The sequence below is a fragment of the Streptomyces sp. NPDC059895 genome (assembly GCF_042731035.1).
In the GTDB taxonomy this organism is placed as follows: Bacteria; Actinomycetota; Actinomycetes; order Streptomycetales; family Streptomycetaceae; genus Streptomyces.
This window is the reverse complement of record NZ_JBHWKO010000009.1, coordinates 73,437-87,446: the sequence shown is the minus strand read 5'-3', so window position 1 is coordinate 87,446 and position 14,010 is coordinate 73,437. Positions and strand designations below refer to the sequence as shown.

Below are 14,010 nucleotides of genomic sequence, written 5' to 3'. Positions count from 1 at the left end.
CCACCGGGCGGTGGGGCGCGTAGTCTCGGGCGGGATGAACACCATTCCTCCGCGGCTCGACCACCTCGTCCTCGCGACCCCCGATCTGGCGGCGACGGTCGCCGAGTTCACCCGGCGCACCGGAGTGGCGCCCGCCCCCGGGGGCGCGCATGTGGGACTCGGTACCCGCAACCACCTGGTGGGCCTCGGCGGACGCGCCTACCTGGAGATCATCGGACCGGACCCGGGGCAGCCCGATCCGCCCGGCCCCCGCCCCTTCGGCGTCGACGGGATCGGCACCCCGCGGACCGTCACCTGGGCGATCGCCGTGCCCGACCTGGACGGCACGGTCGCGGCCGCCCGCGCGCAGGGCTACGACCCCGGCGACGTACGGGCGATGAGCCGGCGCCGGCCCGACGGCACGCTGCTGGAGTGGCGGCTGACCGAGGGCGGCGACCCCCACCCCTCCGGCCTGGTCCCCTTCCTGATCGACTGGGGCTCCACGGTCCACCCCACCGCCTCGGGCCTGCCCGTGACCCCGCTGCTGGAGGTGTCGGCCACCGCGCCCGACCCCGACGGGATCCGTCCCCTGCTGGCCGCGTTCGGCACCGGCCTCGAGATCGCCGAGGGTCCGGTGGGGCTCTCCTTCACGCTGGACACACCGCGCGGGCCGGTGACCTTCACCTGACGGAGGGGACACCTGCCCGTGCGAGCGGCCGGCAGGTGTCCGTTTCCTTCAAGACCGGCCCCGCGCCGGCTGCCTACGGTGGCCCCATGACTCCACGATTCGATGCCATCGGCCTGGTCGTCTCCGACATGGCCGCCTCCGTCGCCTTCTACCGCCGGCTCGGGTTCGCGTTCCCCGACGGCGCCGAGCGGGAGCCGCATGCCGAGGCCGGGCCGCCGGGCGGACCGCGGTTGCTGCTGGACACCGAGGAGACCGTGCGGTCCTTCCACCCCGCCTGGCGCGCGCCGGCCGGCGGCGGCAGGGCCTCACTCGCCCTGCGGTGCGAGGGTCCGGCGGAGGTGGACACCGTGTACGAGGAGCTGGTGGGCGCCGGGTACCACGGGGAGCTCAAGCCGTGGGACGCCTTCTGGGGCCAGCGGTACGCCGTCGTGCACGACCCCGACGGCAACGGGGTCGACCTGTTCGCGCCGCTGCCGCAGTAGCCCGGTCAGCGTCGTGCCGGTCAGCTGCCGTACCTCGCGGGCCAGATGGGCCTGGTCGGCGTAGCCGGCGCGGGCGGCGGTGGCGGCGTACGGAAGGCCCCCGCGGGCCAGCGCGAGGGCGCGCTGGAGGCGCAGGACCCGGGCCAGGGTCTTGGGTCCGTAGCCGAAGGCGGTCAGTGAACGGCGGTGCAGCCGGCGTGCGCCGAGACCGAGTTCGTCGGCGAGCGCGGCGACGGGGCGGCCCGCCGCCAGGCCGGTGACCAGGCGGCGCAGCGCGGCGTCGGGCCCGGCCGCCCCGTCCGGGCCCGCCGGCTCCAGCACGAGGTCTTCCAGTGCCGTCGCCGGGTGCGCGGCGGCCTCGACGCGGGCGCGCAGCCGCCGTACCCGGGCGGCCGGCCACAGGTCGGCCAGGTCCACGCGCCGGTCGCGCAGCTCATGGGCGGGCACGCCGAGGAGACCGGGCGCCGTGCCGGGGTAGAACCGCAGACCGGCCCAGCTCGCGGGCGGTCCGTCGGGGACGTGGGCGCGGGTGTCGGGGCCGGCGACCAGGAGGGCGCCGCCGTTCCAGAGCAGGTCCATGCAGCCGTCGGGCAGGACGGGGCACACGCTGTCGCCCGCCGGGGTGTTCGTCCACACGACCGCGCCGGGCAGCCGGGAGGGACGTTCCGCGTACACGGGGCCACGGCACGCCGCCGCGGCTCACCCGGCCCGCGGTCATCGACCGGTACCCGGCCGGCGCCGCCGCCTCCGGCCGGGCGGACCGGGCCCGCGGGGCGGCGATGACGAGCAGGTCGAGCAGACGGTCCAGGACGACCTCCTGGCCAGGTTCGTCGGCCCGCCGTGAGCGGGACCCGCTCACCCTGGTCGGGTTCGGTGCGCCGGCGCAGGAGGCCGACTTCCTCGTCGAGCTGTTCGAGGACCTGCTCGACGGCCGCAACGCGCACCTCACGGACGGGGTGCGGCAGGTGCTGGGCCGCGAGCCGCGCGGCTTCGCGGAGTGCGCGAAGGAGGCAGCGGCGGCGGGCACCTGGGCGTGACGCCGGGCGTTCACTTCTCGGGGGGCGGGGGCTCCTCCCCGTTCCCGCTCCCCTTGGGGAAGGTCTTCGCGTGGGCGCGCAGCCGGCCCGTCACGTCCTCCGGCGGCAGGAACCGCGACCACCGCTCGGGGAACTCGGACGGCATGTCGGGGTCGTCGGGGTCCTCGTGCGCGCGGGCCGCGGCCATGCGGGCGACGTACTCCGCGGCCTCCTCCTGGCGCTGCCGCTCGTTGGCGGCGCGCGCCGCGGCCGTCGCGGCGGCCGGCCAGACCCGGTCGATGGCGGCGTTCACGGCGGCGCCGACGAGCACGGCGAACGCGGACACGCCGATCCACAGCAGGACGGCGACGGCCGCGGCGAGGGAGCCGTAGATGGTGGCGCCCTCGATGGTGCTCTGGAGGTAGATCCGGAGCAGGAAGCTGCCCAGCACCCACATCGCGAGGGCCACCAGGGCGCCGGGCACGTCCTCGATCCACGGGGAGCGCACCGGCACGGAGACGTGGTACAGCGTGGTCAGGAAGGCGATCGACAGGACGATCACGACCGGCCAGTACAGGACCTGGACGACCGTCGTCGACCACGGCACGATCCGGACGACGGCGTCGGGCCCGGCGACCATCAGCGGCAGCGCGACCGACCCGATCAGCAGGGCGGCGATGAACAGCAGGAACGCCACCAGGCGGGTCTTGACGATGCCGCGGACGCCGTCCAGCCCGTACATGACGGTGATGGTGTCGATGAAGACGTTCACCGCGCGGGACCCCGACCACAGGGCGAACAGGAAGCCGATGGAGATGACGTCCGGGCGGCCGCCGGCCATCACGTCGTCGAGGATCGGCTGGGCGATCTGCGCGACGCCCTTGTCCGACAGGACGGTGCGGGAGGCGTCGAGGAGGTTGCTCTCCAGGCTGCTGATGGTGTCGGTGCCGGTCCAGTCGTCGACGTAACCGAGCAGGCCGATGAGGCTGAGCAGCAGCGGCGGCACGGACAGCAGGGTGAAGAAGGCGGCCTCCGCGGCGAGGCCGAGGATGCGGTACTCGATGCAGGAGTTGACCGTGTCCTTGAGCAGCAGCCAGGCGGTCCTGCGCTTGGAGACGTTGCTGTAGAGGGCACGCGCGCGGTGGAGACGCCCGAAGTGGACCTCGGGCCGCTCGGAAGGCTGACTTGCTGGCTGCACGCCCTAAAGGTATCCGCCGTACGGGGCTGCGCTCACCTCCGGTGGGACCCGGTCGCGGTCGCCGCCGGCGCGGGGCACCCGGGCTCGGTGCCCGGCCCCGCCACGGGCGTGGCACGCGCCCGCGCCCGCCGTCGGCGTCCGGATGGTCACGGGCACGCGCGCGTGAGACCGTCGGCGTCCGGATGGTCACGGGCACGCGCGCGTGAGGCCGACGGCGTCCGGTGGTCATGAGCGGTCCGCCCCGGGGTACGTTCGCGGTATGGCAGGCAGCACGCACACCGTGACCAACCAGCCTCCGCCGCTGCTCGGGTACGACGTCTACGGCGCCGACCGGGCCCTGGTGGACGCCGTGGAGCGGCATCTCGATCCGGAACTGCTGGACGAGGCCCGCGGGGATCTGTCGGCCCTGGGCCGGGCCGCCGGGTCGGCGCAGCTCCACGAGTGGGCGATCCAGGCGAACGAGAACCCGCCCACCCTGCGGACCCACGACCGTCACGGTCACCGGATCGACGAGGTCGAGTTCCATCCGGCCTGGCACCGGCTGCTCGGCAAGGGCGTGGGCGCCGGGCTCACGTCGGCGTGGGCACGGCCGGGCGGGCATGTGCGGCGGGCGGCGGGGTTCGTGGTGTGGACGCAGGTCGAGGCGGGCAACGGGTGCCCGCTGTCGATGACCCACGCGGCCGTGCCCGCCCTGCGGACCGATCCGGAGCTGGCCGCCGAGTGGGAGCCGCGGCTGACGTCGACGCTCTACGAGCGCGAGCTGCGGCCCGCCCGTCTGAAGGCGGGCGCGCTGTTCGGCATGGGGATGACGGAGAAGCAGGGCGGCAGCGACGTCCGGGCGAACACGACGTCGGCGCGGCCGCTCGCCGAGGCCGGGACGTACGAGCTGACCGGCCACAAGTGGTTTTGCTCGGCGCCGATGTCCGACGGGTTCCTGGTGCTGGCCCGGGCGCCGGAGGGGCTGACCTGCTTCCTCGTCCCCCGGGTGCTGGAGGACGGCACCCGCAACCCGTTCCTGCTCCAGCGGCTGAAGGACAAGCTGGGCAACCGGTCGAACGCGTCCGCCGAGGTGGAGTTCGACGGGACGTGGGCGCGCCGGGTCGGCGAGGAGGGGCGCGGGGTGCGGACCATCATCGGGATGGTCGCGGCGACCCGGCTGGACTGCGTGCTGGGCTCGGCGGGTCTGATGCGGGCGGCCGTGGCGCAGGCGGTGCACCACTGCGCGTACCGCGAGGCGTTCGGCGGGAAACTCATCGACAAGCCGCTGATGCGCAATGTCCTGGCCGATCTCGCGCTGGAGTCGGAGGCGGCCACGACGCTCGGGCTGCGTCTGGCGGCGGCCTACGACGACGGCGGCGAGCAGGAGCGGGCGCTGCTGCGGATCGCGGTGCCGGCCGCGAAGTACTGGGTGACCAAGCGCTGCACGCCGGTGACGGTGGAGGCGGCGGAGTGCCTGGGCGGCAACGGGTACGTGGAGGAGTCGGGGATGCCGCGGCTGGTGCGCGAGTCGCCGCTGAACTCCGTCTGGGAGGGCGCGGGCAACGTCCAGGCGCTGGACGTGCTGCGGGCGTTGCGCCGGGAGCCGCAGGCGCTGGACGCGTATCTGCGGGAGGTGGGTCGGGCACGCGGCGCCGACCACCGGCTGGACGCGGCGATCAAGGACCTGCTGACCGAGCTGGCCGACCTGGAGGGGGCCGAGGCGCGGGCGCGGCGGCTGGCGGAGCGGTTCGCACGGGTGCTCCAGGGTGCGCTGCTCGTACGGTTCGCGCCGCCGGAGGTCGCCGACGCGTTCTGCGCGTCGCGGCTCGGCGGGGACGCCGGGGCGGCCTTCGGCACGCTGCCCCACAGCCTGGACCTGGCGGGGCTGGTGGAGCGGGCCCGGCCACTCGTCTGACCTGCGGCGGACAGATGCGGGGGTGGTGCTGCGCCGACACGGCACCACCCCCGCCGCATGGCCCTGCGAGGCCAGTGACGCCGCTCGGGACGGCACGCCACAAGTTTTGGACAGCGAGTGGATGTTGGCCAGGGTTGCAGAGGGTTGCAACGGGTCGGACTCGCTGTCCGGAGTGTGCCCCTCCGTGACGTGCGGACGGCAAGATGGGACACCGAGTGAGACCGGAAACAGTCGGCGCAGGAGCTTGACACCCGGTCCTGTGCCTGTGTGTTCACCGGGAGGCCCCAGTGGCGAAGTCGCCGATGACCGTGCCGCAGCTCGCGGCCGTCGACGCCGCGCGGGCGGCGCGGATGCTCAACGAGGTGCGCGACGCCAAGCTCTCCGGCCGGCGGACGAGGATCCCGCCCCGGCCCGTGATCGAGCAGTCCTGGGAGCGGATGCTGCGCAGCGGCGTGGACCCCGAGCACGACTTCAGAGCCGGGCTGCTCAGCCCGGAGGAGGTGCGCCGGCGCCGCGAGGAGTCACCGCTGCGGGAGGTGCTGCCGGTGCTGCGCGAGGGACTGCTGTCGGTGGCGGACGCGGCCCACCACATCATGGTCGTCGCCGACGACGAGGTCCGGGTGCTGTGGCGGGAGGGCAGTTCCCCGGTGCTGCGCAGGGCCGACGGGCTGGGTTTCGAGCTGGGCGCGGACTGGCGGGAGGACGTCGTCGGGACCAACGGGATCGGGACACCGGCGGTGGTGCGCCGGCCCGTCCAGGTGTTCGCGGCCGAGCACTTCGTGCGCTCGCACGCGGCGTGGACCTGCGCCGGCGCCCCGATCACCGATCCGCGGGACGGCCGGCTGCTGGGCGTGGTGGACGTGAGCGGGCCGCTGGAGACGATGCATCCGGCCACACTCGCCTGGGTCGGCTCGGTGGCCAAGCTCGCCGAGGCGAAGCTGCGCGAGCTGCACCTGGGGGCGCTGGAGCGGCTGCGGGCGGTGGCGGCGCCGGTGCTGGCCCGGATCGGCGGCCGGGCGGCGGTGGTGGACCGGGACGGCTGGACCGCGGCCGTGAGCGGGATGCCGTACACGGCCCGGATCACCCTGCCCAGGTCGTCCTCGCCGGGCCGCCGGTGGCTGCCGGTGCTGGGGCCGTGCTCGGTGGAGCCGCTGGCGGGGGGCTGGCTGGTGCGCGCGCTGGAGGGCGCCGCGGAGCCGCTGCCGCGCGGCACCACCCGGATCGAGCTGGACGTGACACGGCCGCGCCGCTGGTCGGTGGCGGTGACCGGCGGGGCGGGGTCGTGGTCACACGAACTCAGCCCCAGGCACGCCGAGTTGCTGTATCTGCTGGCGGTGCACCGGGGCGGGCGCAGCGCGGCGGGGCTGGCGGCGGACGTGTTCGGCGACCCGGGGCGGACGGTGACCGTCCGGGCCGAGCTGTCCCGGGTGCGGCGGTATCTCGGGGAGCTCCTGGAGCACCGGCCCTACCGGTTCTCCGAGGACGCAGAGGTGGCGGTGCTCCTGCCGGACGACCCGAGGGACCTCCTGCCGCACTCCACGGCGCCCGCGGTGACCGAGGCGCGGGCGACGGACCCGGTGTCCTGATGATCGCCACCGCGCCACGCCCACCGTCGTGCCACGCCCACGGCCTGCCCCGGCGTCCGCGATCGTCCCGTTCCCCCGACACCCCGTTACCCGGGACCGCAGGGACCGCAGGGACCGCAGGGACCGCAGGGACCGCAGGGACCGCAGGGACCGCAGGGACCGCAGGGACCGCAGGGACCGCAGGGACCGCAGGAACCGCAGGGACCGCAGGGACCGCAGGAACCGCAGGGACCGCAGGAACCGCAGGGACCGCAGGGACCGCAGGGACCGCAGGGACCGCAGGAACCGCAGGAACCGCAGGAACCGCAGGAACCGCAGGGACCGCAGGAACCGCAGGAACCGCAGGAACCGCAGGAACCGCAGGAACCGCAGGGACCGCAGGGACCGCAGGGACCGCCAAGATCGCAGGGACCGCCGAGATCGCCGACATCGCAGGGACCGCCGACCGTCGAACCCGCGTGCGCCGGCCGTGGTCTCCGCGCCGGCCCCGGCACCCGCGTCCCGGGCGCCCCCGGGGCGCGGCTCACCCGCCCTGGCCAGGGCTTTCGCGGCGTGGTCGCCGTGGCTGCGGATTTCGTGCCGCGGGGCGCTCGCACCCCCATTTTTCATGCCGTGCGCCCGCGCGTGTCGCGGCGACTTCCGCACATGTGCGAGGTCCGGGCCCGGGCGGGCGCCGACTGCCGTAGCATCCCCCTACGGGTCACCCCACCTGCTCCTCGGTCAACGTACGGATCAACAGGCGCAGTTGGCCCGCCTCGGGAGGACGAATGACACATCGTGGCCGACATCGCCGCCGCAGGCGGGGCAGGGCACTGCGCGCGTTCCTGACCGGAACGGCACTGGCGCTCACCGCCGCCGCCACCATGATCAGCGCCTCCCAGGCGACGGTCACGGACGGCCCCGGGGCCCTGGAGCCGCTCACCGCCTCCACCGACACCGAAGCCCTGCGGCTGACGGAGGACCTGGTGCCGCGGGCCTCGCTGGACCGGCTCGCCGCGGAGATGGGTCCGCCGGTCGGCGTCGGCGCGGTGCTCGGCGACGCCGACCGCACCCTGCGCGACGCGGCCGGCTGTACGGACGCGGAGCGGCGGGCGCTGCCCGTCTCGCCCAGCGCCACGCACGCCTACTGCTGGGACACCGAGGACACCCGGGGCTGGCGGCCGGGCGCGGTGACCACCTCCGGCGAGGCCGACGACGACGGGCTGTGGGGCGCGCACCGGGTGATCCTCTCCGGCTGGTCGCGCAGCACCGGCCCGAGCGCCGACCGGGGCCTGGCCCGGGTCGCCTTCGTCGACGCGGGCGACCCCGACCGCCTCGCCTACACCTGGGCGCTGCTCGCCGTACCGGTCGACGGCGGCCACGACTACCGGGGGCTGGTCTCCCACGTCTCGGGCATGGCCTGGTCCGAGGACAAACTGCTGGTCACCGCCGACGAGGAGGACGGCACCGCGCTGTACGTGTACGACCTGAACCGCGTCCAGCGCGCCACCGTCGCCGGCCCGGCGATCGGGCGGGTACCCGGCGGCTGGTCGGCGTACGGCCACCGCTACGTCCTGCCCGCCGTCGCCTCCTACCGGCTGGACGGCGGTGCGGACGCCCCGCGCCCGGCCACCGTCTCCCTCGACCGCAGCACCGCCCCCGACACCCTGGTCGCCGGGGAGTGGACCCTCGACGACAGCGACCGGGGCGCCCGGCTGTGGCGGTACGCCCTCGACCCGGCACCCGGCCGCACCGGGCTGCTCGCCTCCGACGCGGCCGGACGGGTCCGGGTGACCGAGGCGTACCGCACGAAGGCGACCGGGGTGCGGGGCGTGCTGGCGCACGGCTCGGCCTGGTACCTGACCCGGGCGGCCGCCGCGGACCGCAGGCACGGGACGCTGTGGCGGCAGGACACCGACGGGGCACGGGGCGCCACGTGCGGCGCCGACGGCAGCCGCACCTGCTGGAGCACCCGCACCGAGTCCCTCTCCTACTCGGCGCGGACCGGCGAGGTCTGGACACAGTCCGGGCAGGTGCTGTTCGCGCTGCCCCTGGCCTCCGTCGACCGGTCGGCGAAGTGACGGACGCAATCGACAGACCGGCGGAACGGATGGTTCCCTGACCGGCATGACCAACATTCCCGTAACCACCTGGTCCCTGGAGCAGACCGCGCCGAGTGACCTGCTGCCGGCCGCCGCACCCGAGGGCGACGTCCGGATCGTCCGCTCCGAGGTCCCCTCGCCCGAGTTCAGCCGCTTCCTGTACGCCTCCGTCGGCGGCGACATCCGCTGGACCGACCGGCTGGGCTGGAGCCACGCGCGCTGGCTGGAGCACCTCGAGCGGCCGGGCCTGGAGACCTGGGTGGCCTACGACCGGGGCACGCCGGCCGGGTACGTGGAGTTCGAAGCGGGGGACGACGGGGTGGTGGAGATCGTTTACTTCGGTCTGATCCCCGCCTTCCGCGGCCGGCGGATCGGCGGACACCTGCTGTCGTACGGCGCGGCCCGCGCCTGGGACCTGGGGGACCGCCGGCCCACGCTGCCGCCGACCAAGCGGGTGTGGCTGCACACATGCAGCAAGGACGGCGAGTACGCGATGGACAACTACCTGCGTCGAGGCTTCCGGCTCTTCGACACCAAGGTCGAGGAGGAGACCGAGAGCGCCAGCCCGGGCCCCTGGCCGGGCGCATACCCCGCCTGACCTGCGCGGACAAGACACCGTGCGGCACATGTGACCGAGACCACCCTTGTCTCACCCTTCGGGACAAGGGTGTCCACATGACGGACGAAGCTGGACTGTGTCCAGATCGCCGTGACACGCTTCCGTCATGTCTGGAACTGGAATTGCCTTGGTGAGTCGGCGGCACGTCGACCTCGGCCGCATGTCCAGCGCCATCTGTCCGGCGAGCTGACGAGCCGCAGCACCGCCGACAACCTCCCTTCCAGCACTTCCCGCCCGCGCAATGGCGCGCAGGTATGCCCATGCGCCCGTACGCGCAGGTCAGCGTCGCATTCCGCCTGTCCCGAAGGACGTATTCACCATGGCCGCCACCCCGCAGAACCCTGCCGCCTCCGCGCCCCGCCGCAAGGTGAGCCGTCACCGCGGTGAGGGTCAGTGGGCCGTGGGTCACTTCACCCCGCTCAACGGCAACGAACAGTTCAAGAAGGACGACGACGGTCTCAACGTGCGGACGCGCATTGAGACGATCTACTCCAAGCGGGGCTTCGACTCGATCGACCCCAACGACCTGCGCGGCCGGATGCGCTGGTGGGGGCTCTACACCCAGCGCAAGCCCGGGATCGACGGCGGCAAGACCGCGATCCTGGAGCCGGAGGAGCTGGACGACAAGTACTTCATGCTGCGGGTCCGTATCGACGGCGGCCGGCTCACCACCCAGCAGCTGCGCGTGATCGGCGAGATCTCGCAGGAGTTCGCGCGCGGCACCGCGGACATCACCGACCGGCAGAACGTCCAGTACCACTGGATCCGCATCGAGGACGTGCCGGAGATCTGGAACCGCCTGGAGGCGGTCGGCCTGTCCACCACCGAGGCCTGCGGTGACACGCCGCGTGTGATCCTCGGCTCGCCCGTGGCCGGCATCGCCGAGGACGAGATCATCGACGGCACCCCGGCCATCGAGGAGATCCACCGCCGGATCATCGGCAACCCGGCCTTCTCGAACCTGCCCCGCAAGTTCAAGACCGCGATCTCCGGCTCGCCGCTGCTGGACGTGGCGCACGAGATCAACGACGTCGCCTTCGTCGGCGTCGTCCACCCCGAGCACGGCCCCGGCTTCGACGTGTGGGTCGGCGGCGGCCTGTCCACCAACCCCAAGATCGGTGTCCGGCTCGGCGCCTGGGTCCCGCTGGACGAGGTCCCGGACGTCCACGAGGGCGTCGTCTCCATCTTCCGCGACTACGGCTACCGGCGGCTGCGCAACCGCGCCCGGCTGAAGTTCCTGGTCGCGGACTGGGGCCCGGAGAAGTTCCGCCAGGTGCTCCAGGACGAGTACCTCAAGCGCGAGCTCGTCGACGGCCCCGCCCCCGCCCAGCCCGTGGAGCGCTGGCGCGACCACGTCGGTGTGCACCGGCAGCAGGACGGCCGCTACTACGTCGGCTTCGCCCCGCGCGTGGGCCGCGTCGACGGCACCACCCTGACGAAGATCGCCGACCTGGCCGAGGCCCACGGCTCGGGCCGGGTCCGCACCACCGTCGAGCAGAAGATGATCGTGCTGGACGTCGAGGAGGCGCAGGTCGAGTCGCTGGTCGAGGCCCTCGAGGCGCTGGACCTGACCGCCAAGCCCTCCCCCTTCCGGCGCGGCACCATGGCCTGCACCGGCATCGAGTACTGCAAGCTGGCCATCGTCGAGACCAAGGCGCGCGGCTCCGCCCTGATCGACGAACTCGAGCGCCGCGTCCCGGACTTCGACGAGCCGCTCACCATCAACATCAACGGCTGCCCGAACGCCTGCGCCCGCATCCAGGTCGCGGACATCGGCCTCAAGGGCCAGCTGATGCTCGACGACCGCGGCGAGCAGGTCGAGGGCTACCAGGTGCACCTCGGCGGCGCGCTCGGCCTCGAGGCCGGCTTCGGCCGGAAGGTCCGCGGCCTGAAGGTCACCTCGGAGGAGCTGCCCGACTACATCGAGCGCGTCCTGAAGCGCTTCCAGGCGGAGCGCGAGGACGGCGAGCGGTTCGCCGCCTGGGCGGCCCGGGCCGACGAGGAGGCCCTGTCATGAGCGAGCGGGCGGCTCCCTTCTACTGCCCCTACTGCGGCGACGAGGACCTGCGTCCCAGCGAGCAGGGCCACGGCGCCTGGGAATGCGCGGCGTGCAACCGCGCATTCCAGCTGAAGTACCTCGGGCTGCTCGCCCGCGGCGTTCAGCGAGCCGACAACGGAGGGGATGACCGGATATGACGACGGCTCAGGAAGCCCGTGTCGAAGAGGAGTTGAAGGCACTCGCCGAGCAGGCGGGACGCGACCTGGAGGACGCCTCCGCGCTGGAGGTCCTCCAGTGGGCCGTGGACACCTTCGGCGACGAGTTCTGTGTGACGTCCTCCATGGAGGACGCCGTGGTGGCCCATCTGGCGTCCCGCGTCCGCAAGGGCGTCGACGTGGTGTTCCTGGACACCGGCTACCACTTCCCCGAGACCATCGGCACCCGGGACGCGGTCGAGGCCGTGATGGACGTGAACGTCATCACCCTCACCCCGCGCCGGACGGTCGCCGAGCAGGACGCCCGGTACGGTCCCAAGCTCCACGACCGCGACCCGGACCTGTGCTGCAAGCTCCGCAAGGTCCAGCCGCTGGAGGAGGGCCTGCGAGGATACCGGGCCTGGGCCACCGGACTGCGCCGCGACGAATCCGCGACCCGGGCGAACACCCCGGTCGTCGGCTGGGACGAGAAGCGCCGCAAGGTCAAGATCTCCCCCATCGCCCGCTGGACCCAGGACGACGTCGACGCCTACGTCGCCGAACACGGTGTCCTGACCAACCCGCTGCTGATGGACGGCTACACCTCCGTCGGCTGCGCCCCCTGCACCCGCCGGGTCCTGGAGGGCGAGGACGCGCGCGCCGGCCGCTGGGCGGGCCGCGCCAAGACCGAGTGCGGGCTGCACGGATGACGAGCACCAAGGTCATTCATACGACTCCCACAGCTCCTGTTGCTACTGCTGTTACAGAAGCGATCACTGCGACCCAGGAGAATCACGTGACGACCGGAGCCACCGTCTGGCTCACGGGTCTGCCGAGTGCCGGCAAGACCACCATCGCGTACGAGCTGGCCGGCCGGCTGCGCGAGGAAGGCCACCTCGTCGAGGTGCTCGACGGCGACGAGATCCGCGAGTTCATCTCGGCGGGCCTCGGCTTCAGCCGCGAGGACCGGCACACCAACGTGCAGCGCATCGGCTTCCTCGCCGACCTGCTCGCCCGCAACGGCGTCAAGGCGCTGGTGCCGGTGATCGCGCCGTACGCCGACAGCCGTGACGCGGTCCGCAAGCGGCACGAGGCGAGCGGGACGGCCTACGTGGAGGTGCACGTGGCGACCCCCATCGAGGTGTGCAGCGAGCGCGACGTCAAGGGCCTGTACGCCAAGCAGGCGGCGGGCGAGCTGTCCGGCCTCACCGGCGTCGACGACCCGTACGAGGTGCCCGCGTCACCGGATCTGCGGATCGAGTCGCAGAACCAGACCGTGCAGGAGTCCGCGGCGTCGGTCTACGCGCTGCTCAGCGAGAGGGGACTGGCGTGACGGCCGTCACCGAGACCAAGGGGGGCGAAGAGGGCACGGCCAGCCCGTACGCCCTCAGCCACCTCGACTCGCTGGAGTCGGAGGCGGTGCACATCTTCCGCGAGGTGGCGGGCGAGTTCGAGAACCCGGTGATCCTGTTCTCCGGCGGCAAGGACTCGATCCTCATGCTGCACCTGGCGCTGAAGGCGTTCACACCGGCGCCGGTGCCGTTCTCGCTGCTGCACGTGGACACCGGGCACAACTTCCCGGAGGTCATCGAGTACCGCGACCGCACGGTGGCCAAGCACAACCTGCGGCTGCACGTCGCCTCGGTGCAGGACTACATCGACCGGGGGGTGCTCAAGGAGCGTGCGGACGGCACCCGCAACCCGCTGCAGACCCTGCCGCTGACGGAGAAGATCCAGTCGGAGAAGTTCGACGCGGTCTTCGGCGGCGGGCGCCGCGACGAGGAGAAGGCCCGCGCCAAGGAGCGGGTGTTCTCCCTGCGGGACGAGTTCTCCCAGTGGGACCCCCGCCGTCAGCGCCCCGAGCTGTGGAACCTGTACAACGGGCGCCACGCCCCCGGTGAGCACGTCCGCGTGTTCCCGCTGTCCAACTGGACCGAGCTGGACGTCTGGCAGTACATCGCCCGCGAGGGGATCGAGCTGCCGGAGATCTACTTCGCCCACGAGCGCGAGGTGTTCCGGCGCGGCGGCATGTGGCTGACCGGCGGCGAGTGGGGCGGGCCCAAGGACGGCGAGACCGTCGAGAAGCGGCTCGTCCGCTACCGGACCGTCGGCGACATGTCCTGCACGGGCGCCGTCGACTCCGACGCGGTGACGCTGGAGCACGTCATCGCCGAGATCGCCGCGTCCCGGCTGACGGAGCGCGGCGCCACCCGCGCCGACGACAAGCTCTCCGAGGCCGCGATGGAAGACCGTAAGCGCGAGGGGTACTTCTAA

13 protein-coding genes and 2 pseudogenes are annotated in these 14,010 nt (G+C 73.3%); 13 read left to right on the top strand and 2 right to left on the bottom strand.

The window, feature by feature from the left end; all coding sequences use genetic code 11:
- Positions 1 to 34 precede the first annotated feature (34 nt).
- Positions 35 to 667: a VOC family protein gene (locus ACFV9M_RS13490; protein ID WP_385066419.1), complete on the top strand. Its 633-nt coding sequence runs from the start codon at positions 35 to 37 to the stop codon at positions 665 to 667.
- Between the two features lie 86 nt (positions 668 to 753).
- The gene (locus ACFV9M_RS13485; protein ID WP_385066422.1) at positions 754 to 1,149 is read left to right on the top strand and encodes a VOC family protein; all 396 of its coding nucleotides are present in this window, start codon (positions 754 to 756) and stop codon (positions 1,147 to 1,149) included.
- Here the strand turns inward: ACFV9M_RS13485 and ACFV9M_RS13480 are convergent.
- Positions 1,141 to 1,824 (bottom strand): annotated as a pseudogene (locus ACFV9M_RS13480) (helix-turn-helix domain-containing protein); the annotation flags it as partial. The gene ACFV9M_RS13485 and the pseudogene ACFV9M_RS13480 sit on opposite strands and share 9 nt — an antisense overlap.
- Positions 1,825 to 2,009: 185 nt before the next feature.
- On the opposite strand from ACFV9M_RS13480, the pseudogene ACFV9M_RS13475 reads away from it, so the two are divergent.
- Positions 2,010 to 2,186 (top strand): annotated as a pseudogene (locus ACFV9M_RS13475) (NmrA family transcriptional regulator); the annotation flags it as partial.
- A 10-nt stretch (positions 2,187 to 2,196) separates the two neighbouring features.
- Here the strand turns inward: ACFV9M_RS13475 and ACFV9M_RS13470 are convergent.
- The gene (locus ACFV9M_RS13470) at positions 2,197 to 3,363 is read right to left on the bottom strand and encodes a YihY/virulence factor BrkB family protein (RefSeq protein WP_385066425.1); all 1,167 of its coding nucleotides are present in this window, start codon (positions 3,361 to 3,363) and stop codon (positions 2,197 to 2,199) included.
- A 259-nt stretch (positions 3,364 to 3,622) separates the two neighbouring features.
- Here ACFV9M_RS13470 and ACFV9M_RS13465 point away from each other — a divergent pair, with 259 nt between their 5' ends.
- The 10 genes from ACFV9M_RS13465 to cysD all read left to right on the top strand — a co-directional run bounded on the left by ACFV9M_RS13465 (position 3,623) and on the right by cysD (position 14,010).
- Positions 3,623 to 5,257: an acyl-CoA dehydrogenase family protein gene (locus ACFV9M_RS13465; RefSeq protein WP_385066426.1), complete on the top strand. Its 1,635-nt coding sequence runs from the start codon at positions 3,623 to 3,625 to the stop codon at positions 5,255 to 5,257.
- A gap of 302 nt (positions 5,258 to 5,559) precedes the next feature.
- Positions 5,560 to 6,843, top strand: a complete 1,284-nt coding sequence (locus ACFV9M_RS13460) for a GAF domain-containing protein (RefSeq protein WP_385066557.1) — start codon at positions 5,560 to 5,562, stop codon at positions 6,841 to 6,843.
- Positions 6,844 to 7,610: 767 nt separating this feature from the next.
- Positions 7,611 to 8,903 carry a hypothetical protein gene (locus ACFV9M_RS13455; RefSeq protein WP_385066428.1) on the top strand — a complete coding sequence of 431 codons (1,293 nt, stop codon included), beginning with the start codon at positions 7,611 to 7,613 and terminating at the stop codon, positions 8,901 to 8,903.
- Between the two features lie 46 nt (positions 8,904 to 8,949).
- Complete coding sequence (locus ACFV9M_RS13450; protein ID WP_385066430.1) at positions 8,950 to 9,522, top strand: GNAT family N-acetyltransferase; 573 nt, start codon at positions 8,950 to 8,952, stop codon at positions 9,520 to 9,522.
- Between the two features lie 127 nt (positions 9,523 to 9,649).
- Positions 9,650 to 9,733 carry a putative leader peptide gene (locus ACFV9M_RS13445; RefSeq protein WP_309486338.1) on the top strand — a complete coding sequence of 28 codons (84 nt, stop codon included), beginning with the start codon at positions 9,650 to 9,652 and terminating at the stop codon, positions 9,731 to 9,733.
- Positions 9,734 to 9,862: 129 nt separating this feature from the next.
- Entirely contained in the window at positions 9,863 to 11,560 is a 1,698-nt protein-coding gene (locus tag ACFV9M_RS13440) for a nitrite/sulfite reductase (protein WP_385066433.1), read from the top strand.
- Positions 11,557 to 11,739 (top strand): hypothetical protein, encoded by a 183-nt coding sequence (locus ACFV9M_RS13435; protein ID WP_385066436.1) that lies wholly within the window; start codon positions 11,557 to 11,559, stop codon positions 11,737 to 11,739. The genes ACFV9M_RS13440 and ACFV9M_RS13435 overlap by 4 nt, the downstream gene beginning before the upstream one ends.
- The gene (locus tag ACFV9M_RS13430; RefSeq protein ID WP_385066439.1) at positions 11,736 to 12,446 is read left to right on the top strand and encodes a phosphoadenylyl-sulfate reductase; all 711 of its coding nucleotides are present in this window, start codon (positions 11,736 to 11,738) and stop codon (positions 12,444 to 12,446) included. Before ACFV9M_RS13435 ends, ACFV9M_RS13430 begins: the two co-directional genes overlap by 4 nt.
- A gap of 62 nt (positions 12,447 to 12,508) precedes the next feature.
- The gene (cysC, locus tag ACFV9M_RS13425) at positions 12,509 to 13,069 is read left to right on the top strand and encodes an adenylyl-sulfate kinase (RefSeq protein WP_385066560.1); all 561 of its coding nucleotides are present in this window, start codon (positions 12,509 to 12,511) and stop codon (positions 13,067 to 13,069) included.
- Positions 13,066 to 14,010 (top strand): sulfate adenylyltransferase subunit CysD, encoded by a 945-nt coding sequence (gene cysD, locus ACFV9M_RS13420; protein ID WP_385066441.1) that lies wholly within the window; start codon positions 13,066 to 13,068, stop codon positions 14,008 to 14,010. The genes cysC and cysD overlap by 4 nt, the downstream gene beginning before the upstream one ends.